The sequence below is a fragment of the Luteimonas padinae genome (assembly GCF_014652935.1).
Taxonomy (GTDB): domain Bacteria; phylum Pseudomonadota; class Gammaproteobacteria; order Xanthomonadales; family Xanthomonadaceae; genus Luteimonas; species Luteimonas padinae.
The window spans coordinates 1-25,423 of record NZ_BMZT01000003.1 but is presented as its reverse complement, the minus strand read 5'-3'; the positions used below and the strand labels follow the sequence as shown (position 1 = coordinate 25,423).

The window sequence follows — 25,423 nt, the reverse complement described above, 5'->3', positions numbered from 1 at the left end:
CTCTGGCTTGCAGGCACTTCGTTGCTCGCAAGGTTGCGGATACTCCCGCGAAGGGTGTGAACCGTATACGGCACGTTCTGGTCGGCACAGTACCGAGCGAGCTGGTACGGCCTGTGCGCAGCAGGCACATTGTCCGGGGGGAAACTGTAGGACACGATATGAACATGCATGCCTTTACTATGCACCACCCGACTCCATTCTCTCCGCAGGCGTCATATCGTTTTTTCGAACCTGCTTGGCGGCATATATGACCAAAGAAACCACAAAGAACATGATCCAGAATTCTCGCTTTCGCAGGTGATAAGTGTATGCCCACGACAGCAACAGCCCGATCAGCATCGGCACATAGTATCGGAGGTACGCCGAAAACTGGCTTGGGCCCCAGGCTCTCAAGGCCTGCCATACATGGGTGGTCATGAACGCCGCGTACGCGATCACTCCAAGCAATCCGGCGTTGCCGATAATGGAGAGGTAGGTGCTATGAATTTCATACCTTTCTGTAATGACACCAGCAACGTTCCCCAAGCCTACCCCGACCAGCGGATTTACTGAGAAGGCGGCTTTGGCAGCCTCGATATTCTCCACAAGGAATCCTTCCTGGAAGTCCTCGGCGGCGGCTTGGCTGAACTTCTTGCCAAACCGCCATGCCATCCCTTCAATGTTCTCCAGTCCCCACAGGAAGACAAAGTACGCCAATGGGGCCAGGAGCGCGGTCATTGCCAGCATCGTGATTCCAAACTTCTTGTCTCGCTTGCTGGGTGAAAACAGCAGGGTCGCCCCAAGGGCAAGCAGCCCCACCGCCAATCCAATGACCGCAGCCCGCTTGGATGTGAATACGAGCGCGAACACGATGGTACCTACCATGAACATGTTAAAGCGTGTTCTGGGAATCAATCCCGAGAGCAGACCTGGTATCACGATCGCTAGATACATGCCAAAGAATGCACCCGCCTGTCCGGTATTCCGAAAGGTGCCCGTCAAGCCATTGCTGGGGCCGGGTAGCAGGTTCGGCCAGATGAAGAAGTCGACAATACCGATCATCGCCAATAGCCATCCCGCCCAAAGAATCGACTTCAGCGCCAACGGAGCCGCTTCATCAATGGGCATGCGGCGGTACAGGTTGTACAAGACCAGGGAGACAACGCAGATGAACACATGAACCACCAGCTCAAGCAGGCCCCTGGCCGGATACATGGCGAAGAGAACGCCCAAGGCATAGACAATCAGCAACGGCAGATACGCCCGGTACTCGATGGGCGCCCTCAGGCTCAACTTGCGGTCCGTCAGGCCAACGACGATCCAGAAGCCGATCAGGACCAGCCCGACGATGTCCGCTGACGCAACCCGGCCTTCCACACCCTGACCCGCTTCACCGGCGACCCAAGTCACTCCCGCCGTCAGGAAGAACAGAAAGCCAAGGATCCCAGTGATCCTCTTGATGCTCACGCGTGTGCGCCATTCGCGGGCGTAGGTTGATCAATGATCGCATTCACGATCTTGCCGGCCGCGTCTGCGGCTCCGTACAACTGCAGACTGCAGTCCACCGCGTCACTGGCACGAATGTGCTGGGATATCGACTTGGCGTTTGCGCCGACCAGGACGTTGACGCCTGCGTCGACCAGTTCTACCCACTCGGTTTCATCACGCATGGTCACGCAGGGTTTGCCGTGGAAGTAGGCTTCCTTCTGCACGCCTCCCGAGTCGGTGGCGATCACGCGGCAATGCGTCTCCAGCCATACCATCTCCAAATAGCCCACCGGCGGAACGACCCGGATGCTGTCTGCAATGACAATGCCGGCCCGGTCGATCGTTCCCCAGGTGCGCGGATGCAGTGGGAGGATGACGGGCAACCCGGCTTCCGCAAGACCTTGCAGGATGCCGCGCAACCTCGCGAGGTCGTCAGTGTTCTCGGCCCGGTGGATCGTGCACAGCACATAAGCGCCACGCTCGATGCCGAGCGACCCGAACCACTCCGGCTCACTCGCCATACCCTTGTAGAACATGGCGGCGTCATACATCACATCGCCAACCAGACGAACCTTGTTGCCCGTGATGCCTTCGGCGGCAAGGTTGCTAAGTCCCGTGTCCGTCGGGACGAGCAAGAGGTCCGACGCATGATCCGTCAGTACCCGGTTGATCTCCTCCGGCATCCTGCGATTGAAGGAACGCAGGCCAGCCTCGACGTGTGCGACGGGAATATGGAGCTTCGCGGCGGCCAACGCTCCGGCAAGCGTTGAGTTGGTGTCTCCATACACCAGCACCCAGTCGGGCTTCTCCTCCAGCAGCACGGATTCGATCTTCTCCAACTGGCGCCCAGTCATCTGCCCATGCGGACCACCACCTACTTCCAGGTGATGATCCGGGCACGGAATGTGCATCTGCTCAAAGAACACGTCCGACATGTTGGCGTCGTAGTGCTGCCCCGTATGCACGATGACTTCCGTAATACCGCCATGTGCACGGATTGCGCGGGAAACGGCAGCAGCCTTGATGAACTGAGGGCGAGCCCCGACGATGGTTACGATATTGATCTTGCTCATACTGGGAGATTGCTCACACCACTCGAATAAAGCCAATGAGATAACGCAACGCCAGCCCCGCCAATACCCACCAAAGAACCACTACAGCGCAGCGGGAGAACACAGAGATAGCCTGCTCGACTCCCACCCCAGCGAGTCGGTAGTAGACCAAACAACAAAACCCGTAGAACAGTGCTGCTGCGACAGCGAAAGACTCCGCCATATAAGGAGGCGCTATCTCGAACGCCAGCCATATCGCCAATAGTCGCACTGCGAGCCCAAGCAACTGCATTAGCAGCATCAAGCGCTGCTTTTGCTTGACATGCATCACCATGGACACGGGCGAAGACAGGAACTTGAGCACGCACCATGGAGTCAACCACATAATTAGCCCGCCGGTTCTCACCCACTCCTTGCCAAACACGATGGCAATCACAGGAGTGGCGACGATCCCCATGAACAAGAGGGGTCCGACGCCAATCTTGAGTAACCCTTCGAGTACATTCTCCGTAAACGCAGTCAGGCGACCCTCACGCAAGTGAGCCGGAGCATGCGCCAGATAGGCTTGTCCGTAGGAGCTCCCGACCAATGCCATCGGAGCGGCCATCACTCGAGTGGCAAGAAGAAGGAAGCCCGCTTCCGGACCGATTGCCAACGCCGCGATCACGATCACCGGAAGTTGACTGCCTGCCGAGTTCGCAAATGCCTCGAAGGTCGCGTACTTGGGGAATCGTTGGTACTTGGTTGCCACCTTCCGCAATGAGTCCAAGTTAACGTGCCTTAGCAAGCGTCTGTCTTGCTGCCAGAACTGGTGTCCCAAGCTTAGGAAGCCCGCCCCACTGCTTACCATGTGGCCCGCCAACAGGCCTATCGATCCCGTGCCAAGTAAGCCAGCACCGGCCTGCACACCCACACCTCCGGTGGCCTGAGCCATGCGGGTTCGGGCGATTCCTGTGAAGTTCTTCTTGCGTGTGGCCCAGTACTGGGTCGCGGCATAGGCACTGGCCATCCACATTCCAACCGGAACCATCCACAGGTACGGCGAGAGCTCGGGGATTCCGAGCCGGTTGACCAGCCCCCCCCCAAGCAGGAGAACTAGTCCCCCTGTCAGTAGCGACAAGATCAGCCCGCTGCCAACGGCAAGGACCAGCAAGCTGGCCGCATCCTCGTCGTGCTCAGGCAGCGGGATTGCAATCTCGAAACGCAAACACGCAATGACGCTCAGCATTCCGAGAAGCGAGACATAAACGGCCAGCACACTGAACTGCTCCGGCGTGTACAGGCGAGTCAGAACCGGCAGCGCGAGCACCATGACGGCCTGTGCGGACGCAGTGCCACCAACAAGCGTACCTACCGCACGCCCGAATCCGCCGTCCTTCTCCAGCCGTGACTGGATCGCTAGCTTCAAGCGAGCGAGCGACATCGTACGGCTTGTGCTAACACCGAAACGACTTCTGTCATAACGATGTCGGTCAGATACGGGTGCATCGGCAGACTGATCACCTGCTCTGCCGCCAGATCGCCGTGTGGCGACGCCGCAGACTCGTCCGCCACGGCAGGCTGCTTGTTGAGCGGCAACGGGTAATGGATCGCGGTGGGGATACCGGCATCGCCCAGAGCCTTCTGAACCGCCGTGCGCTCGTTGACGCGAATGGTGTACTGCGCCCACGCACTGGTGTTGTGCGGCTCAACATGTGGCGGCTCAATGTTGACCTCACTAAGCAAGCGCGCGTAGACACCCGCAGCCCGCTGTCGTGCAGCCATTTCGTCATCCAGGATCTCCAGCTTCGGCAGGAGGATCGCCGCTTGCAGCGTATCCAGGCGGCTGTTCATGCCGACGCGAACGTGGTGGTAGCGCTTTTCCTGGCCATGCCTGGCGACCTGCCGCATGACCTTTGCCAGTTCGTCGTCGCCGGTAAAGATCGCGCCGCCATCACCGTAGCCGCCCAGCGGCTTACTGGGAAAGAAGCTGGTGGTGGCGATGGTGGTCAGGTTGCAGCTCTTGCGACCTTTGTAGGTGGCGCCGAAGCTCTGCGCGGCATCCTCGATCACGGGCAGGCCGTGCCTTGCGGCAATGGCATTGATCGCATCGTAGTCAGCGCACTGCCCGTAGAGGGACACCGGGATGATGGCCTTGGTGCGCGGCGTGATCGCCGCTTCCAGCAATGCCGGGTCGAGATTGTAGGTCCGCGGATCGATGTCCACATAGACCGGCTTGGCGCCCAGCACCGCGGCCGCCTCGGCCGTGGCGATGTAGGTGAACCCGGGGGTAATGACCTCATCCCCCGGGCCGACGCCCAGCGCCATGAGCGCGATCTGCAGCGCGTCGGTCCCGTTGGCGACGCTGATGCAGTACTTCGCGCCGGTGTAGTCGGCCAGCTTCTCTTCCAGCTCTGCCACCTCCGGTCCGAGGATGTACTGGCCATGGGCCAGCACGCGGGCGATGCCGGCGTCGATCCGGTCCTTGATGCGGGCCTGCTGCGACTTGAGATCGATGAAATCCATCAGGCGGCACTCTGCCTGGTCAACTGGCCATCGAGCAGCTGATAGCGGTCGCCCGTGTGGCTGCAGACCGCTTCGCCGTCGCCCGCCAGCGGCAGGTCGAGCTGCTCGCCGAATTCGCTCATCCAGCCAATCTGGCGGGCCGGCACCCCAACCATCAGTGCAAAAGCCGGGACATCCTTGTTGACCACCGCGCCCGCGCCCACGAAGGCGAACTCGCCGATGGTCACACCACAGACAATGGTGCAGTTGGCGCCAAGGGTGGCGCCCTTCCTGACCAGCGTGTCGCGGTACTGATCCTTGCGCTCGATCAGGGAACGTGGGTTGTAGACATTGGTGAAGACCATGCTGGGCCCGCAGAACACGCCCTCTTCGAGGGTCACGTTGTCGTAGACAGAGACATTGTTCTGGATCTTGCACTTGTCGCCGATCGTGACCTTGTTGCCGATAAACACGTTCTGGCCAAGCGACACGCCCTTTCCGATGCGTGCGCCTGCGCACACGTGCACGAAGTGCCATACGCGCGAGCCTTCGCCAATCTGGGCGCCCTCGTCGACGATGGCGCTAGGATGCTGGTAGTGCGTCATCGGGTCACTTCCTGAGTAAGGGGTGGTAATCGCCCGCCAGCGTCGCGGGCGTGGCCCCACGGATGGCTGCAACGGTTGCGATCGCGGTCCGGTTTTCCTCGAGGCCGAAGCCCCGGCCCGCCAGGATTTCCTCGTAGCTGCGCGTATGCAGGTCGGTGAAGCCACCGGAGAACTCGATCTCCTCTCCGTCGACGGTGATGGACCGATACGTGCGCTGTCCTGCTTCGCGAGCGGACCCAGGCACGTCGTCCACGTCCACCGACAGGAACCAGCGCACACGCGCGTGCTCGTACTCCAGGTAGCCGGCCGCCTTGGTGTCCGAGGCGAGGTGCACGACGTTGTCCTGCAGGGCGCCGAAGATGAAGTGCAGCATGTCGAAGAAGTGGACGCCGATGTTGGTCGCGATGCCGCCCGACTTCTTCTGGTCGCCCTTCCAGCTCTGCAGGTACCAGTTCCCGCGCGAGGTAATGTAGGTCAGGTCGACTTCGTACTTGGTGTGCTTGGCTTCCCGCTGCACCTTCTCGCGCAATTCCACGATGGCCGGATGAACGCGCAATTGCAGGATGGTATTGACCTTGCGGCCGGTGTCGCGCTCGATCTCCTGCAGGCCGTCGATGTTCCAGGGGTTCAGGACAAGGGGCTTCTCGCAGATCGCGTCGGCGTCCGAGCGCAGGGCGAAGCGCATGTGGGAGTCGTGCAGGTAATTGGGCGAACAGATCGACACGTAGTTGATGCGATTGCCATGGTTGGCGCGCCGCATCTTGTCCACATGACGGTCGAAGCGCTCGTATTCGGTGAAGAAATCGGCTTCAGGGAAGTGACTGTCGATGATCCCGACGGAATCGTTGGGATCGTAAGCCGCCACCAGCCGGTGGCCGGTGGCCTTGATGGCCTGCATGTGCCGCGGCGCGATATAGCCTGCTGCGCCGATCAAAGCAAAATTCTTCACTCAGAGTCTCCCGTCCACCGCTTCCCGCGGCAACACATACTTCACGTCATACAGCACCGCCCCCGGCTTGCCATGCGCGCGGATCCCCGCCGCACCCAGCTTCCGGAACTCCTCGTGCCCCACCGCCACGATGATTGCGTCGTACTCGCCCTCGCCCGGCGCGCACAGGCTCAGCCCGTACTCGTGCTTCGCCTCGCCCGCGTCCACCCACGGGTCGCACACATCCACGCGCGCGTTGTAGCCCTGCAGCGCGCCGATGATGTCCACCACCCGCGTGTTGCGCAGGTCCGGGCAGTTCTCCTTGAACGCCAGGCCCAGGATCAGGATGCGCGCGCGCACCGGGTTGATGCCGTTGCGCACCATCAGGCGGATGACCTCGTTGGCCACGTACTGGCCCATGCCGTCGTTGGTACGGCGCCCGGCCAGGATCACGTCCGGGTGGTGCCCCACTTCCTGCGCCTTGTGCGTCAGGTAGTACGGATCCACGCTGATGCAGTGCCCGCCCACCAGGCCCGGGCGGAACGGCAGGAAGTTCCACTTGGTGCCTGCGGCTTCCAGCACTTCCAGCGTGTCGATGCCGAGCTTGTTGAACAGGATGGCCAGGTCGTTGACCAGGGCGATATTGAGGTCGCGCTGGGTGTTCTCGATCACCTTGGCGGCCTCGGCCACCTTGATGCTGCTGGCCTTGTGGGTGCCGGCGCTGATGATGCTGGCGTACAGCGCGTCCACGAAGTTCGCGGCGGCGAGCGTCGAGCCGGAGGTCACCTTCAGGATGCTGGTGACGCGGTGCGCCTTGTCGCCGGGGTTGATGCGCTCCGGGCTGTAGCCGACGAAGAAGTCCTGGTTGAACTTCAGGCCGCTCACCCGCTCCAGGATCGGCACGCACACTTCCTCGGTGCAGCCGGGGTAGACGGTGCTCTCGTACACCACGGTATCGCCGGGCTGCAGCACCTTGCCCAGGGATTCGCTGGCCTTGCGCAGCGGCGTCAGGTCCGGGCGGCGGGCGCTGTCGATCGGCGTCGGCACGGTGACGATGTAGACGTTGCAGCCGCGGATGTCGTCCAGGCTGTCGGCGAAGGACAGCCGCGCGGACTCGGCCAGCAGCTCCGGCTCCACTTCCAGCGTGCTGTCGCGCCCGTCGCGCAGCTCGGCGACGCGGGCGGTGTTGATGTCGAAGCCGACGGTGTCGTACTGCTTGCCGAACTCGACCGCCAGCGGCAGGCCGACATAGCCCAGGCCCACGACGGCGATGCGGGTGGCCTGCGGGGTGGGAAATCCGCTCATGGAACAGGATCCTTCTGGAAGTCTTCGATGTCTGGTTCGGCCACGCCCACGCCCGCGATGCGGGCGGCCTGCGCAAGCGCGGCATCCTGGGTGGCGATGGGCAGCTGGCGACGCATCGCCAGGTCAAGGTAAGCGGCGTCGTAACTGGACAGGTCGTAGCGCAACGCAAGCGCCAGCAGCTGGCCGGCATCCGGGGCTTCGTGGTCCAGGTCCAGCGGCAACGCCGCAAGGTCGGCAAGCGCTTCCTGGGCCTGCTGTGCGGTCAGGCGGCTGCGCTTGCAGGCCGTGCGCAGCACGTTGGTGTATTCCAGTCGCAGCAGGGCCGGCGCCACGGCACGGTCGTCAAGCAGCCGTCGGGCCATCGCATCGGTGTATGGCGTGGCCTGGCCCTTCAGCAGCCAGCCACTCACGACGGAGTTGTCGAGCACCAGCGGCATCAGTCCAGGCCTTCGCGCGCGATCGCTTTCAGGTCGCCTTCCAGGTCGAGCCGGTCACGCAGTGCTCCGAGGCGGCGAAAGACCTTGGCCACGCGCTCGCGCTGGGCGGCGTGATCGGGTTCGCCTGCGGCCACGAGCCTGGCCACGGCCTTGCCGCGCCGGGTCACGGAAATCTCCTCGCCCGCCTCGACCCGCGCGATGAGCTCGGACAGGCGGTTCTTGGCTTCGGCCACCGGAATGCTAATCATGGCTAGACTCCATACTTTAATAGCTAGCCATCATGTTGGGACGGTCGGGTACGTGCGTCAAGCGCGGGGTACTGGCCGCCTGCGCGGCGGCAAGGCCCGCCAGTGCCGCCGCCACGGCCAGCATGGCCGGGGTGCGCAGCGGATAGTCCACCAGCGAGTGCGCCAGTATCGCGCCGAGGGCGACCAGCGCGGTCACGCCGAGACCGCGCAGGTTCGCCGGCTGGCGCAGCAGCCCATGCAAGGTCGATGCCAATGCGACGGCACCCAGCACCATGGCGAGAACGGCAGGCATGCCGGCAGCAAACCACCACTGCGCGTACTCGTTGTGCGCATGGTTGACGTAGTTCGCCATCAGCAGCTCGCGCGGCGCCTCCTGCTCGAACAGGGGCACGTAGCTGCCGATGCCGGCGCCCATGGGCGCGTAGCGCGCGGCGATCTCGCCGGTGAGCGCGCGCAGCGGGCCGCGCAGCTCGTCAATGGCTTCGACCTGCATCCAGCGCAGCGCGAGGAACAGCGCGATGGCTGCGACGGCCATGCAGGCCACGAGCACCATGCGGCTGCGCACGCCGCCGCGCCACGCCGGCCAGTGCGCCGCGACCACCAGCGCACAGGACAGGATCAGCAGCACCACGCCCGCGCGCGAGCCGGTGAGCGGAAGCGCCACCGCCGCCAGCAGCATCACCAGGGCCGCGACCACGCCGTGCGCCACGCGGTGCGGACGGCCGGGACGCCACGCGCCCACCACCATCGCCAGTCGGGCGCAGGCCAGCGTGGCCGCCACCACCAGCAGGGTGGCCTGGTGGTTGGGGTTGGCGAAGAAGCCGTTCATCGCCGCCGACCACTGCGGATAGGGATTGAGCGCGCTTTCCTGCGGTGCGCCGAGCTGGGCGACGCCCAGCACCAGGCTGGCAACGGCCAGCGCGACGACCAGCTGCGCCAGGCGGCGCTGCGCGGCAGCAGGCAGCGACAAGGCCATGGCGAAGATGGCAAGCGCGGGCAGCAGGTGGAAGGCCGCGGCCAGGCTGGCCGCGGGCGCCAGCGACCAGCGCGACGGCGCTTCGACGCCGAACCGGCCCAGGTCGGCCGCAAGCGCAGCCCGGCCCTCGCCTCCCGCCATCCCGGCGGGCAGGACGGACTGGAGGACGGGAATGGCGAACAGTAGGCCCGCGAACGCGAGCCATGCGTATGGATGTGGATTCACGGCGCGCGGAGTGGCGTGCAGCAGGCGCCAGCCCGCCCAGCCCAGCATCGGCAGCGCCAGCAGCTGGGCGGCGAATACGCCCGCGCCCGATTCCTGCGAACTGCCCCCCGACACCACGCACAGCACAAGCAACGCGCATACCGCCACCAGCCCCGCCCGGGACTGGAGGTCGAGACTGTGCCCGCCGTGGTGGGTGTCGGCATCCGCGCCGTGCATGGGTGTCCTTGCCTCAACAAAAAACGGGACGGGGTGGCCCCGTCCCGTCGATCCTGCTGTCAATCCGCCAGTGGTCAGCGGCTGACCGGAGGCGGCTCCACGTACTCGACGTCGTCCATCGTGGCCAGGGCCGCGGCGCCGGCCGCGGCAATGCCCGCGACAGTGGCGAGACCACCGGCATCAACGCCGGTGGCGGCGGTGGCACCGGTGCTGCCGGCCGCGGCGACGCAGGTCGCCGGCACGCTGTACACGCCCGCGCTGGACAGCGGCTGGGTGCAGCCGTTCGGATAGACGAGGGTGGCGCGGCTGTCTTCGGCCAGCATCACGCGGCTGCCGGCCGTGACCTGGGTGCCCGAGGATGCCGAGACGAACTCACCGCCGTTGCTGACCATGGCGCTGCCGACGTCGACGCGCAGCGTGGCGGTGCCACCACCGTCCTGGGCGAACGCGGGCGCGGCGCAGAGCGCACCGGCCAGGGCGAGGACAAACAGATGGGGCTTCTTCATGGCTTTCTTCCCTGACGATGTGAGGAATCCGACGCTTGCTGCAGCGCGACAAACATTACGGGACCAGTGCGTCCGATGCAAGCTGCGAAACGTCGGATGTGCCTGTTTTAACAGGCCAATGTGCGAATTGCGTGACGACACCCTGTTCAGCATTCAGCGGCTGACCGGCGGCGGATCGTCGCTACCGCCCCCGCCCGCGACCGCGGCGATCACGGCCACGCCGCCCACCACGCCCGCGACCACGGCGCCGGTGCTGACGCTGCGCTGCGTGCTGGCCAGACTGCAATCGGGGGTGACCGTGTAGACGCCCGGCTCGGACAGCGCCTTCTGGCAGCCGTTGCCGTAGTCGAGCGAGGCCTTGCCGCCTTCGGCCACCATCACGCGATGGCCGGGCGCCACAACCTGCCCGGACGCGGCCTGGACGAACTCGCCGCCGGTGCTGACCAGGACCGAGCCGCCGTCGATCTGCAGACCGATGGGCGCGGCAGCGGGCTCCTGGGCCTGCACGGCCAGGGGGGCGATGGCGAGGGTCAGGCCGAGGCCGACGAGGGTGTGGCGCAGTGACATGGCGGTGAGCGTCCTTGTTCGCCGGTAAGCGGCGCGAGAGTTTAACGCAACAATCATGCCAGTTGTCACGTTCCAACGTGGATATCGGCGTAATGCACTTCGCCGCGCAGGGTCTGGGCGACGCCGCGCGGCGCGGGATTCACCAGCCGCAGCCACTGGCCTTCGCAGCCCTGGCCTTCGGGCACGGTGAACGCCAGCTCGAGCGGGACCCAGTCTCGCGCCTCGCGCACGCTGGCGCCGCTGGCGATGCGGGTGCGGCCGTCGCTGCAGGTGAGCTGCCACTCCAGGCCCTGGTCCGAGCGCAGGCCCTCGGTGCGGCCGCGCAGGCGCAGCACGTGCTCGCCGGGCGCCAGCAGCAGCGGGACTTCGAGGCCGGTGGCGGCCACCGGGCGGCCGAGGAAGCGCAGGCGCGCGGCGTGGCGGCCCTCGCCCACTTCGACGCGGTCGAACAGCACGCCGGGCACGCGGCGCACGCGCCAGTCGAAGCCGGACGAGGACGGCGCGCGGCCGAAATCGCCGTTCCACGGCACCGGCAGGCGCGCAGGGGTGCCATCGAGGCCGCTGGCCCAGCGGGCATAGGCGCTGCCCCAGCGGCCGTCGCGGAGCATGCCGTCGATCCAGCGCGCGGTGTCCCGGGCGTCCAAGGCGCCGTGCGCGCGCAGGGCGCCGTGCAGGTTGTCGGCGGCGTCGGGCAGCTTGCTGGCGGTGGTGGCGCGCAGGATCGCGCTGCGCCACTGCGGGCGCTGCACGAGGTGGGTGGCCAGGGCGTCGGCGAACGCGGGGTCCCGGGCCAGCCGGGCGATCAGCTCCAGCAGCGGCTTGCGCTGCGCGGGCGCGACGGTGAGCAGCGCATCAAGCTGGTCGGCGGCGGCGGCGAAGTCGCCCCGCTGCAGCGCGTCGGTGGCCAGCCAGCCCCGCACCTGGGGATCGCGCGGGGCGCGGCGGACGGCGGTTTCGTAGCGGGCGCGCGTCGCGTCCGGGCCGCCCTGCCCGTCTTCAGCGCGGGCGATGACGCCGAAGGCGCGGCCCAGCGCGGGTTCGCGCGCGAGCACGTCGCGGGCGATGGCGGCGGCACGCGGGCCGTCGCCGGCCTGGAGCGCGGCGTTGGCGGCGGCAAGGTCGTCCTGCAGGCGCTGCTGGTCGTGGCGGGTGGTGACGAGGGCCACGCCCGTGGCGACCAGGGCGGCGACGAGCGCGGCGAAAGCGATCCAGCGGGCGGCGCTCATCGCGCGGGCTCCAGGTGCAGGCGGGCGATGCGCCAGTGTTCGCCGCGGCGGGCCAGCTGGACGCTGAGCATGCCGGTCTCGACGGTGCCGCGGCGGCCGTGGAGGCGGTAGGCGCCGGACACCGAGGCGGTGCCGCTGCCGAGGGTCCAGTTGGGCTGGACGATGGCCATGCGGCTGCGCGCGGCAGGCGCGTGGCGGGCGTGGAGGTCATGGCGGATTGCGGCGGCCTCGAGGCTGACGGGGAGGTCGAGCCAGAAGGGCTCGCCGCCGCGTTCGGAGGCGAACCAGGCGGTGACGCTGTCGAGGGCGGCCTCGGCGTCGCGGAAGAGGCGCACCGGGTCCTCCGTAGCCGCCCCGCCGTCGCCCACCCCGCCGACGCCCGCCCCGCTGTCGCCCGCCCCGCCGACGCCCGCCCCGCCGACGCCCGCTCCTGTAGGAGCAGCTATAGCTGCGACCTCTTCCCCGACGCCCTCATCGTCCACCGGGGTGGTGGTCGTGGGGTGGGTCGCAGCTGTAGCTGCTCCTACAGGGAGGGGGGTCGGGGTCGGGGTCGGGGTCGGGGACGGGGCCGGGGTCGGGGTCGTGGCCGGGGTGGGCCAGTCGGCGGCTTCGGGCGGTTGCACCAGCGACTGTGCCTCCGCCGCCGCTGTCTGTGCGGCCACGTCCGCCGCCAACGCTGCTGCCGCCATCACCTCGGCCGCCGGCATCTCCGCCGGCGCGGGCGCGGGCGCGTCCACGTCCGCCAGCACGCGCGGCAGCGGTGCGGCCATGCGTGCGCTCACGTCGATGTCCTGCGCGGGGACGTGGGCCACATCGCGCAGGGCGTCCAGGCGGTCTTCGCGGGTCAGGGCCAGCCACGCCAGGGCGAGACAGGCGATGGTGAGGAAGGCGACGGCGATGGGGCCGGTGGGGATGGGGGTGGGGGGTGGGAGGTGGGTGTAGGGGATGGGGGGGAGGGTCGCAGCTTTAGCTGCTCCTACAGGGGGAGCTGGGGGGGCGGGCGGGGTGTGGGGGGTGGCGTCGTAGGTGGCGCGGGCGTGGGGGGTGCGGAGGTGGTTCCAGGCCTGGTTGACGCGCGTCGACAGCGCGGAGTCCCACTGGGCGCCTTCGCTGCGGTCGGGGTGCAGCCAGCGCATCAGCAGGTGGTGGTGCTCGCGCAGCACGGCGTGCGTGGCGTCCGGTGCGGCGCCGAGGTTGCGGTAGGCGTCGGCGCCTTCGGCCAGCAGCACCTGCTGGATGTAGAAGCGCGAGGCTTCCACCAGTTCGGCTTCGGGGTGGCCGGTGCGGGCGGATGCCTCACGCGCCGCAGCGGAAGACCCCGACGCGATCGCCAGCACTTCGCCGATGCCCTCGGGCAGGGCCCGCGTGCGCAGGGACGTGCGCAGGGCGGGCGCGCGCAGCAGGCCCAGCGCCAGCTCCAGCGCCTCCCCGCCCTGCCCCGCCATCCCCGTGCGCGCCCCCACGCCGCCCTTACTTCCCGGCCAGCCTTGGCTGGGTGCCGTAGGAGTAGTACGAGGAATAGTCGTAGCCGTAGCCGGCGACCTTGGCGTCGTAGTGGGTCAGGATCGCGCCCAGCACGTGGGCGCGCGCGGCGGCCAGGCGCTTGAGCGCGGCCTGCGCGGTCTTGATGCGGGTCCCGCCGGCCTGCACCACCATCAGCGTGCCGCCGGCGACGTTCGACAGGATCGGTGCATCGGCGATGCCCAGCACCGGCGGGCCGTCGATGATCACCTGGTCGTACTTCTCGGCGGCGACGGTCAGCATCGACAGCAGACGGCTGCCCGACAGCAGCTCCGCCGGGTTCGGCGGCAGCGGGCCGGCCAGCATCACCTTCAGGCGCTCGTCGTCGGTATCCATGATCACCTGGCTGGCACTGGCGGCGCCGGCCAGCAGGCTGGACAGGCCGGTGTCCGAACGCACGCCCAGCACGCGGTGCAGCGACGGGTTGCGCAGGTCGGCCTCGATCAGCAGCACGCGCTTGCCCAGCTGGGCGAAGTTGCGCGCCAGCGTGGTGGCGGTGGTGGACTTGCCTTCCGAGGCGCTGGCGCTGGTGACCAGCAGCACCTTGGGCACGCCATTATCCGTGGAGAACTGCAGCGCCGTGCGCACCGAGCGGTAGGCCTCGGCGAAGGCCGAGCGCGGGTCGCCCATGGCGTCGGCCACGCTCTGCTTCTTCAGGTGTGGAATGATGCCCAGCACCGCCATGCGCAGGTGCTGCTCGATGTCTTCCGGGCCCTTCAGCGTGTCGTCGAGGAACTCGAGCACGAAGGCCAGCAGCACGCCCAGCATCAGGCCCAGCATCAGGCCGATGGCAAGGTTGAGCGGAAGGTTGGGCTTGAAGCGCCCGCTCGGGATCATGGCGCGGTCGACGATCGAGATGTTGTTGGTGCCGACGCCGGCGCCCGCCGCCACGCCGACCTCCTTGTAGCGCTGCAGCAGGCTGTCGTAGAGCTGTCGGTTGGTGTCGACCTCGCGGCGCAGGATGTTGTAGTCGATCGATCGGTTGTCGACGTCGAGCGTGCGGCCGCGGAGCGCGTCGATCTGCGCCACCAGCATGTTCTCGCGCGCCTGCGCGGCGTCGTACTCGGCCTTGATCGAGGCGCGCACGGCGTTGCGCTCCTGCGCGATCTGGCGGTCGACCTCGTCGATCTGGCCCTTCAGCGCGAGCATGCTCGGATACTCGGGCTTGTAGGTCTTGAGCTGCTGCTGGTACTCGGCGTTGAGGGTCGCGCGCTGCTGCTGCAGCGAGTTGAGGATCGAGTTGCTGATCGCGCCCGCCGGCAGCTGGCCGCCGCCGGAAACCTGGCTCCATGCCGCCTGGGCTCGGATGCGCTCGTCCTGCGCCGCGGCCAGCGAGGCGTTGAGCGCGCCGAGGTTCTGGCTTTCCAGGCTCTGGCTGCCCTCGCCGCTGGTGACGATGTTCTCCTTCGTGGCGAAGGCGACCAGGGCGCGCTCGGATTCCTCGAGCCGACCCTTGGCCAGCGCCAGCTGCTCCTCGATGTACTTGCTGGCGTAGGACGAGGCGTCGAACTTGCGCTCGATCGCATGGGCGATGAAGCCGTCGGCCACCGCGTTGACCACGCGCGCCGAGAAAGCCGGCAGCGTGGAATCGAAATGGATCCGCACCAGGCGCGAATTGCGCACCGGCTCGACGGTCAGGCCGCTGCGCACGATGCCGACGGCCTGGCGCAGGTCGGCCATCGCATCGGCCTCGCTTTCCGCGTCTCCCGCGTCATCGGCGGCATTGACCGGTTCCGGCCGCAGGGCGCCGGTGGCGCGCTGCCACCAGGTGGTGGAGCCGAGGCGTTCGACGGTGGCGGCGTCGATCGCCAGCTCGTTGGCGACGCGCTCGGCCAGCGCGCGGCTCTTCAGCAATTCGTACTGGGTGGTGAGGAAATCCGGGGCGGCCGCCTCGGCGTTGCCCAGGCCCTCGTCCTGCAGGATCTGCACCGATTCGCGGTCGATCTGCAGCGTCGCGGTGGCGCGATACACCGGCGGCATCATCAGCGTGGCGATCAGCGCCAGCGCGACCACGGTGCCGAGCACGCCAAGCACCAGCCACTTGCGCTTGACCAGGATGCGCCAGTACGCAAGCAGGTCGATCTCGTCCTCGTCGCCGCCGCGCTTGTCCTCGAAGACATCGAGGGCCATTGCCCGCTGGCCGCCGCCAACGGCGAGCTGGCCCGGGCGCTGCACGGGCAGGTGGTCGCCGCGCTCGTCATCCCCGGGGCGCGAAGGCAGGTTGTCGTCTTGCATTCGGTCGTCGTCCGTAACTTGGTGTGGCTCAGAGGGCCAGGAACAGGCCCAGTGCGGGCACCGAGCGCAGGAATTCGCGGAACGCCGACTTGCTGCCGGAGCGCTCGATCACGATCACATCGTCGCCATAGACCTGCGGGTCGGCCAATTCGCCGCGGCGCACCTTGGTCAGGTCGTAGGCGGCGGCCATGCGCTGGCCATTGATATGCCGGAACAGCACCACGCCCTCGAGGTCGGCGAATTCATCCGTGCCCTCGGCCATCGCGATGGCCTGCAGCAGCGAGGTCTTTCCGGTGAGCGGGTAGATGCCGGGCTTCTTCAGCGCACCTTCGAGCGTGACGCGCTGGCTGGTGTATTCCTTCACGAACACGGTGACCTGCGGGTTCTGCAGGTAGCCGTCTGCATAACGCGCGCCCAGCTCCTTCTCGAGCTCCGGCACCGTCTTGCCGCCGGCCATGACGCCGCCGACCAGCGGCAGGTTGATCATGCCGTTCGAGTTGACCCGCGCCTGGTGGGTGAGCTCGGACACGCCGAAGACGCTGATCTCCAGCAGGTCCTGCGAGCCGACGCGATAGTCGGTGGCGCCTTCGTAGGCGCCCGAGGCCGCGGTGGTGTCCGGCGGCGGCAGCGTGATGCCGTGCGCGGCGGTGCGGTTGCCCGACGACGCACAGGCCGCAAGCAGCAAAGCGAACACGGCCGCGATCAGGAGTCGGCTGGCTTGTTTCATGGGGGACCTCGGGTGGAACGGATGGACGTCAGGCGTTACGCAGGAATCGGGCCAGCAGGCCGCGGCGACGGTGGGCGCGCGGCGGCACCTTCAGGGGAGGCAGTGTAGCCGGTGCAGCGTTTGCCACGATGCCGGCCGGACGCGTATTCACCATGTGATCGGCCTCTTCGGCGCCCACCAGGGCCGCCGCGGCCTCGCGCGCTTCGGCCAGGAACGGCGGACGGCGCTCGGGATGATGGGCGTCGGTGGCCAGGATGTGGCAGTGGCCCTCGCCCACGAATTTCTCGCCCCAGTGCTTCGCCCGGCGCCCGTAGCGGCCGGTCAGCGCGCCGGCGGTGACCTGGATCCAGCAGCCGCGCTGCGAAAGTGTGACGAAGGTCTCGTAATGCTGCTCGACCCAGGTGAGTCGCTCGGGATGTGTGATCACCGGCACATATCCGGCCGCGAGCAGCTCGAACAGTGTCTCTTCCAGGCGCGGAGGGGCGACGTGGTGCGGCGGCTCGAACAGCAGGTAGCGCGAGCCGGCGAGCGTGGGCACGCGGCCGTCGCGGATGCCCGCCACGAGGTGCTGGTCGAGGTGCACGTCGGCGCCCTCCACCAGCTTCAGCGCGATGCCTTCACGGTCGAGTTCGGCCTGCAGGGCGGCGATGGCCGCGCGGATGCCCGGACCGGTGTTCTCGTACAGGCCGGGATAGATGTGCGGGGTGCAGGCGGTGACGGTGATGCCGTCGGCCACGGCCATGCGCGCCATCTCCAGCGACATCGCCAGGTCGGTGGCGCCGTCGTCGATGGCCGGCAGCAGGTGGCAGTGGAGGTCGTACACGGGGCGCTTCCATGTCAGCCCAACAGCGGCGCGAATTCTACCAGTTGGCCGGCCCGCCGACCGTGCGGGCGGGCGCCGCCGGAAGGTCTGGCGCGCTCCTTGCTTTCCCACCTCGGCATTCACGGCGTTCCCGATAGAGTGCCGGCCCGCACCCCGAGACCCCCATGCCCCGCTCCTCCCGACGTCCACGCACCTGCTGGGCCGATGCGCCCCTGCTGGCGACCCTGGTCGCGGCCAGCGCGTGGCTGTCGCTCACGCTGGCGCGCGGGCCGGGCGAGCTCTCGGGCGTCTGGATCGGCAGTGGCCTGCTGGCCGGCTGGCTGCTGTCCCGGGGCACCCGCCTCTGGCCGGCCTATGTGGCGGCAGCACTGGCGGCCGACGTAGGCGCGCGTCTGTTCGTCGGGGACACGCCGGGCTATGCCGTGGTGATCGCTTGCTGCAACGCCACCGAGGCGCTGCTGCTGGCGGGCATCGTCCGCCGCCACGTGCCAGACGTGCGCGCACCGAAGGACTGGATGGCGATGGGCGGCCTGGCCACCGCGGCCACGCTGCTGGCCTGCGCGGTGTCGGGCACCGTCGCCGCGGCGGTGGTGCACCGGCTGCACGGGCAGGACTTCCGCATGGCGTTCCTCGGCTGGTATGCCGCCCACGTGGTGGGCATGGTGATCGTGGCCACCACGACCCTGGTGGTGCAGCGCGAGGGCCTCGCGCGGTTCGTGGCGAAGGGGTGCAGCGGAAGCCTGGTCGCGACCATGGCACTGCTGATGGTGGTGGCGGTGGCGGTGTTCCTGACCTCGTCGCCGCTGCTGTTCCTGGCCTATCCGCCGCTGCTGCTGGTGGCCGCGCGCCACGATTTCACCGGCGTGGCGCTGGGCGTGATCGCACTCGCGCTGGTCGGCGGCATCGCCACGCACCTGGGGCACGGGCCACTGTGGCTGCAGCAGGACCTGGACGACCGCGGGCGGATCGCGCTGCTGCAGATCTTCCTGGCCGGCGGCTGCCTGATGACCATCCCGATGTGCCTGGCCACCGCCGAGCGCAACCGGCTGACCCGGCACCTGGCCGACAGCGAGCGCCGTTACCGGATGCTGGCCGACCACTCCCACGACGTCATCACCCGCATCCGCGCCGACGGCGAGCGCTTGTATGTCTCGCCCTCGGTGGCCGAACTACTGGGCTGGCAACCCGCCCAGATGCTCGGTTCGCGCTGGGACCTGATACATCCCGACGACCGCTTGCGGCAGCAGCAGGCCATGGCCGAGGTGCTGGCCACCGGCCATCCGCGCACCGACGTGTACCGGCTGAGACACCGCGACGGTCACTACGTCTGGGTGGAAGCGGTGTCGCGCTGCCTGCCGGCGGACGACGACGCCACCGAGCTGGACGTGATGCTGAGCGTGCGCGACATCACCCGGCGCAAGGAGACCGAGGAGGCGCTGGTCGAAAGCCGCCGCGAGCTCGAGCGCATGTCACGCACCGATCCGCTGACCGGCCTGGCCAATCGGCGCCAGCTGGACGAGCGCCTGACGCAGGCGCTGGCGCGGCTGGGCCGCGGCGGCCCGCCGGTGGCACTGCTGTACCTGGACGTCGACCACTTCAAGCAGGTCAACGACAGCCTCGGCCACGCCGCCGGCGATGCCCTGCTGCGCGAATTCGCGCGCCGCCTGCGCGACAGCGTGCGCGTCACCGACCTGGTGGCGCGCCCGGGCGGCGACGAGTTCGTCCTGCTGCTGGAGGATCCGGGCCCCGCCGGCGCGGAAACGGTGGCGCGCAAGGTGCTGGAGGCGACGCAGGTGCCGATCGAAGCCGAGGGCACCGCGCTGGTGGTCGGCACCAGCATCGGCATCGCCTGCGCGCGCCGGCCGGTCGAACCCGCGAGCCTGATGGCCCGCGCCGACGCCGCGCTGTACATGGCCAAGCGCGCCGGGCGCAACCGCTACCACGTCGACGCAGGCGGCTGAGGCTCCGCGCCGTCAGCCGTGCAGAGGCAGTGATGCGCCCGTCTGTGTGCGGGGGTGCCGGCTCCCGCAACAGCCAGCACGCCACGAAAAAAGCCGCCCCCGGAGGGGCGGCTTTCGTCTGGAGGCCTGAGTCGGAATCGAACCGGCGTACGAGGATTTGCAGTCCTCTGCATGACCACTCTGCCATCAGGCCGATGGGCTGATACGACAAGACCCCGTTTCCGGGGCCTTGTCAAAATCTGGAGCGGGAAACGAGACTCGAACTCGCGACCCCGACCTTGGCAAGGTCGTGCTCTACCAACTGAGCTATTCCCGCGTTGAGCCCGCCATTGTACGGTTAACCGGGTGTCTGTCAACACTTCGTTACCGTGGTCTGTCGCCGGAGACCGGCGTCGGGCACGGGCAAATTATGCATCGCCCGCGCCCGGGCGGCAACATGTTTTGTTCGCTGGTCAGTGGCGCTCGCCGGCCTTCAGTGCGGGCCAGGCGGCGCGCAGGTAGAGGAAGGCCGACCAGAGCGTCAGCAGCGCGGCCACGGCCAGCATCCAGTCGCCGACGTGGAAGATCGGCTCGCCCAGCCACGGCTCGGGCCGGGGCGGGTTCTTGTCCGGGGTCACGGCGTAGAGCAGGCACAACAGGGCCACCATCTGCACCACGGTCTTGAACTTGCCGATCGCGGCCACCTTCACGGTGGCGCGCTGGCCGAGCTCGGCCATCCATTCGCGCAGCGCGGACACGGCGATCTCGCGGCCCACGATCACCGCCGCCCAGAACGCCATCCACGGCGTGGGGTGCCCCTGCACGATCAGGAACAGCGCGGTGGCCACCATCAGCTTGTCGGCCACCGGGTCGAGGAAGGCGCCGAAGGCCGAGCTGAGCTGATAGCGGCGCGCGATCCAGCCGTCGAGCCAGTCGGTGACGGCGGCCAGCGCGAACACGCCGGCGGACGCGAAGTTGCTCCACTGCCAGGGCAGGTAGAAGGTCAGCACCAGCACCGGGATCAGGACGATGCGCAGCAGGGTCAGCCAGGTGGGGAGCGTCAGTTTCATGCGGTTCCGGGGGCGTCCAACCCGTGCAGTGTGGCGTAAATCCGTTCGGCGAGGGCGAGGTTGACGCCCTCCACGCGCGCGATCTCCTCGACGCCGGCGGCGCGCAGGCCGCCCAGACCGCCGAAATGCTTGAGCAGCGCCGCGCGCCGGCGCGGGCCGATGCCGGGAATGTCCTCGAGCCGGCTGCTGCTGCGCGCCTTCTGCCTGCGGCCGCGGTGGCCGGTGATGGCGAAGCGGTGGGCCTCGTCGCGCACCTGCTGCACCAGCTGCAGGCCCGGCGATGCGGCGCCCGGCTTCAGCTCGCGGCCGTCCGGCAGCAGCAGGGTCTCGTCGCCGGGCCTGCGCGCTTCGCCCTTGGCCACGCCGACCACGGTGATGCCGGGGATGCCCAGTTCGGCCAGCACGTCGTTCGCCTGGGCCACCTGCCCTGCCCCGCCGTCGATCAGCAACAGGTCGGGCAGCACGGCGTCGGGGTTGCCGGCGGCGCGCCTGAAGCGGCGCGTCAGCGCCTGGTGCATGGCGGCATAGTCGTCGCCGGGCTCGATGCCGGCGATGTTGTAGCGGCGGTACTGGCCGCGCACCGGGCCTTCGGCGTCGAACACCACCTGCGAGGCGACCGTGGCCTCGCCCATGGTGTGGCTGATGTCGAAGCACTCGATGCGGTTGGCCGGCGCGGCCAGGCCCAGCAGCTCGCGCAGCGATTCCGCGCGCGCGGCCTGCGCGGCCTGGCTGCCGAGCTGCGCGGCCAGCGAGCTTTCGGCGTTGCGGCGCGCGAGGTCGAGGTAGCCGGCGCGCTCGCCGCGGACGCTGGTCTTGACCACCACCCTGTGGCCGGCGGTAAGCGCGAAGGCCTCTTCCAGCAGCGCCACGTCGGCGATCGCGCGATCGAGCACGATCTCGCGCGGCGGCGAGTGCGCGGTGTAGTACTGGGCCACGAACGCCTCCAGCACCTGGGCCGGGTCCTCTTCGCCGTTGGTCCTGGGGAAGAAGGCGCGGGTGCCGAAGTTGCGGCCGTCGCGGAAGGCCAGCAGCAGCACGCAGGCATTCGCGCCCTGCATGGCGATGGCCAGCACGTCGAGGTCGGCGGCGCGGCCGTCGACGTACTGGCGCGCCTGCATGCTGCGCAGGCTGGCCAGGATGTCGCGCAGGCGCGCGGCCTCCTCGAAGTCGAGGCGCGTGGCGGCGGCGTCCATCGCGGCCGTGAGCTCGGTCAGCAGGTCGTCGCTGTGGCCTTCGAGGAACAGGCGCACGCGGCGCACGGCGGCGGCGTAATCTTCGGCTTCGACCAGGCCGACGCAGGGCGCGCTGCAGCGGCCGATCTGGTACTGCAGGCAGGGCCGCGTGCGGTTCCTGAAGACGCTGTCCTCGCAGCTGCGCAGCTTGAACAGCTTGTGCAGCAGGTTGAGGGTGTCGCGCACGGCCAGCACGCTGGGATACGGGCCGTAGTAGCGCCCCGGCACCGACTGCGGGCCGCGGTGCAGGGCCACGCGCGGCCACTCCTCGCGCGTCAGCAGCAGGTACGGATAGCTCTTGTCGTCCCTGAGCAGCACGTTGTAGCGCGGCTTCAGCGACTTGATCAGCTGGTTTTCGAGCAGCAGCGCCTCGGCCTCGGTGCGGGTGACCGTGACCTCCATGCGCGCGACCTGGGACAGCATCGCCGCGGTGCGGGCGCTCTTCGGGCTGGCGTTGAAATAGCTGGCGACGCGCTTCTTCAACGCGCCGGCCTTGCCGACGTAGAGCACGCCGTCGTCGGCGCCGTACATGCGGTACACGCCGGGCGCGGTGCTCAGGCCGCGCACGAAGGCCTTGCCGTCGAAGGGAGGCGGGGCCGGCGCGGCGGGCTCCGCGGGGCCGCCCGGGCCGGTCATTCGCCGATCGGAACGTGCTTCAGGCTGCCGTCCCGGGTGTCGTAGCGCAGCACCGCATGGGCATCGGTGTCGGCGATCCAGACCGCGCCGTCCGCGGCCGCCAGACCACCGGGCGCGTGCAGGCGCTGCGGCAGCTGCACGGTGCTGAGCTCGCCGCCGCCCAGGCGCAGCGCGCGCAGGCAGTCGTTGCCGCTGTCGGCGATCCACAGCACCGGCGATGCCGGGTCCAGGGCGATCGCCTGCGGCTGCTGCAGGCGCGCTTCGCTGCGGGCGCCGTCGGCGTTGCCGTGGCTCCAGGCGTCCGCACCCACGAGCGTGGTGACCTGGCCGCTGCGCGCGTTGACCGAGCGGATGGCCGACCCCGCGGCGTCGCAGACATAGACCACCTGCTGCACCGGCGCCAGCGAGGCGGGCTCGGCGAAGGACGCGGCCGCGCCCGCCCCGTCCGCCACCGCGAGCTCGCCCGAACCCGCGACCAGCGAGATCCCCGGCGCGCCGAGGTCGAAGCGCCAGACGCGGTTGTCGCCGGCGGTGGCGATGTACAGGCTGCCCGTGGCCAGCGACGCCGCCACCGCGCGCGGCTGGTCGAGCGCGACCATGCGCGGGTCGGTCACCGGGCCCTCCGGGGGCGTGCCCGGGCGGCCGGCGCCGACCACGGTGTCGATGTCGCCGCTGCGCAGCCGGATGCGGCGCACGGCGTGGTTGCCGGTGTCGGCGATGTAGAGCGTGTCGCGCTCGATGGACAGGCCCTGCGGCCGGTTGAACGCCGCCAGCTCCATCGGGCCGTCGATGAAGCCCGAGCCGCCGCTGCCGAACTGGCGAAGCACGCGGCCGCTGAGGTCGCACTCGAGCACGCGGTGGTGGCCGCTGTCGGCGACGTAGAGATAGCCGCCCGACAGCGCCAGGCCGGTCGGGAAGCGCAGCGGCAGCATCGGCTCGCCGCCGCGACGCATCTCGATGCGCTCGGCGTTGAGCGAGCGCGGCGTGCCCTCGGCCTGCAGGCGGCTGACCGCGGCGTCGATCGCGCGCAGCTGGCCGTCGCCGACGAAGCGGTCGCGCACGCGGCCTTCGGCATCGACCAGGACCACGGTCGGCCAGGCCTCGATGCCGTAGTGCTGCCACAGCACCCAGTCGGCGTCATGCCCTATCGGGAACTCGAAGCGGTGGCGCGCGAGGCGCTTGCCCGCCCGACGTGGCTCGCGCTCGTGGTCGAAGCGCGGCACGTTCACCGCGACCACGTTCAGCCGGTCCGGATGGCGGTTGCGCAGGTGGTCGAGATCGACCAGGGTCTGGTTGCACCAGGCCGAGCCCGCGTTGACGAAGGCGATCGCGGAGACCCGGCCGAGCAGCTGCGACATGCGCAGCGGCGCGGTGATGTTGAGCCATTCGATGCCCGGAGGGAACTCCGGAGCCGGCGCAGCGGCGGGCGCCGCGACGCGACCCGGATCCATCAGTTGCCGAGCGACTGCGTGGGGCCGGCGCCACGCCTGGTGGCCTGTTCCCAGCCGTCACGCCCACCCTGGCGCTGGCGCGTGCGCTCGGCGGCGGTCATGCACTGCAGCTCGCGGAAGTTGCTGCCTACACTGCGCTCGCGGCGGCACACCTGGCGGCTGTCGCGGGCTGCCTGGTCGAGCAGCGCATTGACACGCGACTGCGATTCCAGCACTTGCGTGCGCGTACCGTCGTCGAGCTGCGAGAACGAGCGCCCCGCCAGCTGCTGCTGCATGCCGTCGAGCAGGCGCAGCACCTCGGTGCGGTGGCCTCCGTTGAGTTCGACGTAGGTCTCGCCATCGGCAAGGACGGCCTTTACGCGCGCGTGCTCGGCGGCGAAGTCGGGCTTGCGCGCATCCACGGGAGCGTGCTGCGCGAACGCGGGGGCTGCGAAGCCGCCGGCGAGCACCACCATCAACATCAATTTCTTCATTCCCGGCTCCCTGTGTCGAGGGTGGATAGTAACCCGGCCGGGGACCTGGTCAACGCACCCGTTCCGCCCTGGCGCTCGACCCGCCGACCCGCGCCCCGGCCTGCCTGGCAAGGCGCTCCGCCCGGGCCAGGTCTTCCGGCGTATCCACGCCCGGCGGGAACGGCTCCGGCGACAGCGCCACCGCGATCCGGTGGCCGTGTTCGAGCGCGCGCAGCTGCTCCAGCGACTCGGTGCGCTCCAGCGGCGTCGGCGGCAGCGCAGCGAAGCGCTTCAGGAAGCCGGCGCGGTAGGCGTAGATGCCGATGTGGCGCAGCCACCGGTGGCCGTCCGGGAGCCGGGCGCGGCCTTCGGCGGTGGCCCAGGCGTCGCGCGGCCACGGGATCGGGGCGCGGCTGAAGTACAGCGCGTCACCGCTGGCGGCACGGACCAGCTTCACGGCGTTGGGATCGGCGAGCGTGGCGGCGTCCTCGACCGGCGTGGCCAGGGTCGCCATGTCGGCGCCGGAGTCGACCAGGGCGGCGGCCACGGCGCGGATGCCGGCGGCCGGCGCGAAGGGCTCGTCGCCCTGCAGGTTCACGACCACGGTGTCGTCGGGCCAGCCGGCAATCGCGGCGCATTCGGCGAGGCGGTCGCTGCCCGAGGCGTGGTCGGGCGACGTCATCGCGATCTGCACGCCGCTGCCGGCCAGCGCGTCGGCGATGCGCGCGTCGTCGGCGGCCACCCACACCGCGTCCGCGCCGGCGTCGAGCGCGCGGCGGGCAACGTGGAGGACCAGGGGTTCGCCGGCGAGCAGGCGCAGCGGCTTGCCGGGCAGGCGCGAGGCGGCGTAGCGGGCCGGGATGGCGACGACGAAGTGATGGTTCATCCGGCGATTGTGCCCGCGCTCCTGCAGGAGCGGCTACAGACGCGACCGCTCTGGCCCCGGCCGGTGGCGGGCCCTGACCCGGCCGGTGGCGGGGCCTGCCCGGCCTTGGCCGCAACGCCGGGTCGCGGCTGTAGCCGCTTGTGTCTTTGCTTTGTTCTAGCGTGTAGGCGAGAGCGGAGTGCGGGACGCCGACCAGCCGGGGTGCCGC

General features: G+C 68.8%; 23 protein-coding genes and 2 tRNA genes. 1 reads left to right on the top strand and 24 read right to left on the bottom strand.

Features of this window, described 5'->3' with window-relative positions; genetic code table 11:
* Positions 1-177: 177 nt before the first annotated feature.
* The 17 genes from IE168_RS03660 to IE168_RS03580 all read right to left on the bottom strand — a co-directional run bounded on the left by IE168_RS03660 (position 178) and on the right by IE168_RS03580 (position 17,548).
* A complete protein-coding gene (locus IE168_RS03660; protein ID WP_189495370.1) occupies positions 178-1,446 on the bottom strand; it encodes an O-antigen ligase family protein in 1,269 nt (422 codons plus the stop codon).
* Positions 1,443-2,540: a non-hydrolyzing UDP-N-acetylglucosamine 2-epimerase gene (wecB, locus tag IE168_RS03655; RefSeq protein ID WP_189495368.1), complete on the bottom strand. Its 1,098-nt coding sequence runs from the start codon at positions 2,538-2,540 to the stop codon at positions 1,443-1,445. The genes IE168_RS03660 and wecB overlap by 4 nt, the downstream gene beginning before the upstream one ends.
* Before the next feature lie 13 nt (positions 2,541-2,553).
* Positions 2,554-3,942: a lipopolysaccharide biosynthesis protein gene (locus IE168_RS03650; RefSeq protein ID WP_189495366.1), complete on the bottom strand. Its 1,389-nt coding sequence runs from the start codon at positions 3,940-3,942 to the stop codon at positions 2,554-2,556.
* Positions 3,924-5,024 (bottom strand): DegT/DnrJ/EryC1/StrS family aminotransferase, encoded by a 1,101-nt coding sequence (locus tag IE168_RS03645; protein ID WP_308430334.1) that lies wholly within the window; start codon positions 5,022-5,024, stop codon positions 3,924-3,926. The genes IE168_RS03650 and IE168_RS03645 overlap by 19 nt, the downstream gene beginning before the upstream one ends.
* On the bottom strand, positions 5,024-5,608 hold the full coding sequence (gene wbpD / locus IE168_RS03640) for a UDP-2-acetamido-3-amino-2,3-dideoxy-D-glucuronate N-acetyltransferase (protein ID WP_189495364.1): 585 nt from the start codon (positions 5,606-5,608) through the stop codon (positions 5,024-5,026). The genes IE168_RS03645 and wbpD overlap by 1 nt, the downstream gene beginning before the upstream one ends.
* Positions 5,609-5,612: 4 nt before the next feature.
* On the bottom strand, positions 5,613-6,557 hold the full coding sequence (locus IE168_RS03635; RefSeq protein ID WP_189495362.1) for a Gfo/Idh/MocA family protein: 945 nt from the start codon (positions 6,555-6,557) through the stop codon (positions 5,613-5,615).
* Positions 6,558-7,841, bottom strand: coding sequence for a Vi polysaccharide biosynthesis UDP-N-acetylglucosamine C-6 dehydrogenase TviB (tviB, locus tag IE168_RS03630; protein WP_189495360.1), 1,284 nt, complete (start codon positions 7,839-7,841; stop codon positions 6,558-6,560).
* On the bottom strand, positions 7,838-8,278 hold the full coding sequence (locus IE168_RS03625) for a type II toxin-antitoxin system VapC family toxin (protein WP_189495358.1): 441 nt from the start codon (positions 8,276-8,278) through the stop codon (positions 7,838-7,840). Before IE168_RS03625 ends, tviB begins: the two co-directional genes overlap by 4 nt.
* Positions 8,278-8,526 (bottom strand): type II toxin-antitoxin system Phd/YefM family antitoxin, encoded by a 249-nt coding sequence (locus tag IE168_RS03620; RefSeq protein ID WP_189495356.1) that lies wholly within the window; start codon positions 8,524-8,526, stop codon positions 8,278-8,280. Before IE168_RS03620 ends, IE168_RS03625 begins: the two co-directional genes overlap by 1 nt.
* 16 nt (positions 8,527-8,542) lie before the next feature.
* A complete protein-coding gene (locus tag IE168_RS03615) occupies positions 8,543-9,943 on the bottom strand; it encodes an O-antigen ligase family protein (RefSeq protein ID WP_189495354.1) in 1,401 nt (466 codons plus the stop codon).
* A 74-nt stretch (positions 9,944-10,017) separates the two neighbouring features.
* Positions 10,018-10,449, bottom strand: a complete 432-nt coding sequence (locus IE168_RS03610; protein WP_189495352.1) for a hypothetical protein — start codon at positions 10,447-10,449, stop codon at positions 10,018-10,020.
* 153 nt (positions 10,450-10,602) lie between these two features.
* Positions 10,603-11,016 (bottom strand): hypothetical protein, encoded by a 414-nt coding sequence (locus tag IE168_RS03605; protein ID WP_189495350.1) that lies wholly within the window; start codon positions 11,014-11,016, stop codon positions 10,603-10,605.
* A 65-nt stretch (positions 11,017-11,081) separates the two neighbouring features.
* Positions 11,082-12,242, bottom strand: a complete 1,161-nt coding sequence (locus tag IE168_RS03600) for a hypothetical protein (protein WP_189495348.1) — start codon at positions 12,240-12,242, stop codon at positions 11,082-11,084.
* Positions 12,239-13,705, bottom strand: a complete 1,467-nt coding sequence (locus IE168_RS03595; protein ID WP_189495346.1) for a J domain-containing protein — start codon at positions 13,703-13,705, stop codon at positions 12,239-12,241. Before IE168_RS03595 ends, IE168_RS03600 begins: the two co-directional genes overlap by 4 nt.
* A 7-nt stretch (positions 13,706-13,712) precedes the next feature.
* The gene (locus tag IE168_RS03590) at positions 13,713-15,998 is read right to left on the bottom strand and encodes a GumC family protein (RefSeq protein ID WP_189495344.1); all 2,286 of its coding nucleotides are present in this window, start codon (positions 15,996-15,998) and stop codon (positions 13,713-13,715) included.
* A gap of 28 nt (positions 15,999-16,026) precedes the next feature.
* Positions 16,027-16,725, bottom strand: coding sequence for a polysaccharide biosynthesis/export family protein (locus tag IE168_RS03585; RefSeq protein ID WP_189495342.1), 699 nt, complete (start codon positions 16,723-16,725; stop codon positions 16,027-16,029).
* A gap of 28 nt (positions 16,726-16,753) precedes the next feature.
* Complete coding sequence (locus IE168_RS03580; RefSeq protein WP_189495340.1) at positions 16,754-17,548, bottom strand: tyrosine-protein phosphatase; 795 nt, start codon at positions 17,546-17,548, stop codon at positions 16,754-16,756.
* Positions 17,549-17,712: 164 nt separating this feature from the next.
* Between IE168_RS03580 and IE168_RS03575 the strand changes: the two genes are divergently transcribed.
* Complete coding sequence (locus IE168_RS03575; RefSeq protein ID WP_189495339.1) at positions 17,713-19,509, top strand: sensor domain-containing diguanylate cyclase; 1,797 nt, start codon at positions 17,713-17,715, stop codon at positions 19,507-19,509.
* 119 nt (positions 19,510-19,628) lie between these two features.
* On the opposite strand, the gene IE168_RS03570 is transcribed toward IE168_RS03575, so the two are convergent.
* From IE168_RS03570 to kdsB, 7 genes are all read right to left on the bottom strand, one after another.
* Positions 19,629-19,702: transfer RNA gene (locus IE168_RS03570), tRNA-Cys, on the bottom strand.
* Positions 19,703-19,749: 47 nt separating this feature from the next.
* Positions 19,750-19,825 (bottom strand) — tRNA-Gly (locus IE168_RS03565).
* 136 nt (positions 19,826-19,961) lie between these two features.
* Positions 19,962-20,558 (bottom strand): CDP-diacylglycerol--glycerol-3-phosphate 3-phosphatidyltransferase, encoded by a 597-nt coding sequence (pgsA, locus tag IE168_RS03560; RefSeq protein WP_189495337.1) that lies wholly within the window; start codon positions 20,556-20,558, stop codon positions 19,962-19,964.
* Positions 20,555-22,426, bottom strand: coding sequence for an excinuclease ABC subunit UvrC (gene uvrC / locus IE168_RS03555; RefSeq protein WP_189495335.1), 1,872 nt, complete (start codon positions 22,424-22,426; stop codon positions 20,555-20,557). The genes pgsA and uvrC overlap by 4 nt, the downstream gene beginning before the upstream one ends.
* Positions 22,423-23,877, bottom strand: coding sequence for a redoxin family protein (locus tag IE168_RS03550; protein ID WP_189495333.1), 1,455 nt, complete (start codon positions 23,875-23,877; stop codon positions 22,423-22,425). Before IE168_RS03550 ends, uvrC begins: the two co-directional genes overlap by 4 nt.
* Entirely contained in the window at positions 23,877-24,350 is a 474-nt protein-coding gene (locus tag IE168_RS03545; protein ID WP_189495331.1) for a hypothetical protein, read from the bottom strand. Before IE168_RS03545 ends, IE168_RS03550 begins: the two co-directional genes overlap by 1 nt.
* A 49-nt stretch (positions 24,351-24,399) precedes the next feature.
* Positions 24,400-25,215, bottom strand: coding sequence for a 3-deoxy-manno-octulosonate cytidylyltransferase (gene kdsB, locus IE168_RS03540; protein WP_189495329.1), 816 nt, complete (start codon positions 25,213-25,215; stop codon positions 24,400-24,402).
* Between the last annotated feature and the right edge of the window lie 208 nt (positions 25,216-25,423).

Coding starts and splice junctions, on each gene's coding strand:
- IE168_RS03650 (WP_189495366.1), bottom strand. CDS start 3,942: ATGTCGCTCGCTCGCTTGAAGCTAGCGATCCAGTCACGGCTGGAGAAG.
- IE168_RS03590 (WP_189495344.1), bottom strand. CDS start 15,998: ATGCAAGACGACAACCTGCCTTCGCGCCCCGGGGATGACGAGCGCGGC.
- IE168_RS03605 (WP_189495350.1), bottom strand. CDS start 11,016: ATGTCACTGCGCCACACCCTCGTCGGCCTCGGCCTGACCCTCGCCATC.
- IE168_RS03625 (WP_189495358.1), bottom strand. CDS start 8,278: ATGCCGCTGGTGCTCGACAACTCCGTCGTGAGTGGCTGGCTGCTGAAG.
- IE168_RS03550 (WP_189495333.1), bottom strand. CDS start 23,877: ATGGATCCGGGTCGCGTCGCGGCGCCCGCCGCTGCGCCGGCTCCGGAG.
- tviB (WP_189495360.1), bottom strand. CDS start 7,841: ATGAGCGGATTTCCCACCCCGCAGGCCACCCGCATCGCCGTCGTGGGC.
- wecB (WP_189495368.1), bottom strand. CDS start 2,540: ATGAGCAAGATCAATATCGTAACCATCGTCGGGGCTCGCCCTCAGTTC.
- IE168_RS03600 (WP_189495348.1), bottom strand. CDS start 12,242: ATGAGCGCCGCCCGCTGGATCGCTTTCGCCGCGCTCGTCGCCGCCCTG.
- IE168_RS03545 (WP_189495331.1), bottom strand. CDS start 24,350: ATGAAGAAATTGATGTTGATGGTGGTGCTCGCCGGCGGCTTCGCAGCC.
- IE168_RS03575 (WP_189495339.1), top strand. CDS start 17,713: ATGCCCCGCTCCTCCCGACGTCCACGCACCTGCTGGGCCGATGCGCCC.
- wbpD (WP_189495364.1), bottom strand. CDS start 5,608: ATGACGCACTACCAGCATCCTAGCGCCATCGTCGACGAGGGCGCCCAG.
- uvrC (WP_189495335.1), bottom strand. CDS start 22,426: ATGACCGGCCCGGGCGGCCCCGCGGAGCCCGCCGCGCCGGCCCCGCCT.
- pgsA (WP_189495337.1), bottom strand. CDS start 20,558: ATGAAACTGACGCTCCCCACCTGGCTGACCCTGCTGCGCATCGTCCTG.
- IE168_RS03610 (WP_189495352.1), bottom strand. CDS start 10,449: ATGAAGAAGCCCCATCTGTTTGTCCTCGCCCTGGCCGGTGCGCTCTGC.
- IE168_RS03585 (WP_189495342.1), bottom strand. CDS start 16,725: ATGAAACAAGCCAGCCGACTCCTGATCGCGGCCGTGTTCGCTTTGCTG.
- IE168_RS03620 (WP_189495356.1), bottom strand. CDS start 8,526: ATGATTAGCATTCCGGTGGCCGAAGCCAAGAACCGCCTGTCCGAGCTC.
- IE168_RS03645 (WP_308430334.1), bottom strand. CDS start 5,024: ATGGATTTCATCGATCTCAAGTCGCAGCAGGCCCGCATCAAGGACCGG.
- kdsB (WP_189495329.1), bottom strand. CDS start 25,215: ATGAACCATCACTTCGTCGTCGCCATCCCGGCCCGCTACGCCGCCTCG.
- IE168_RS03615 (WP_189495354.1), bottom strand. CDS start 9,943: ATGCACGGCGCGGATGCCGACACCCACCACGGCGGGCACAGTCTCGAC.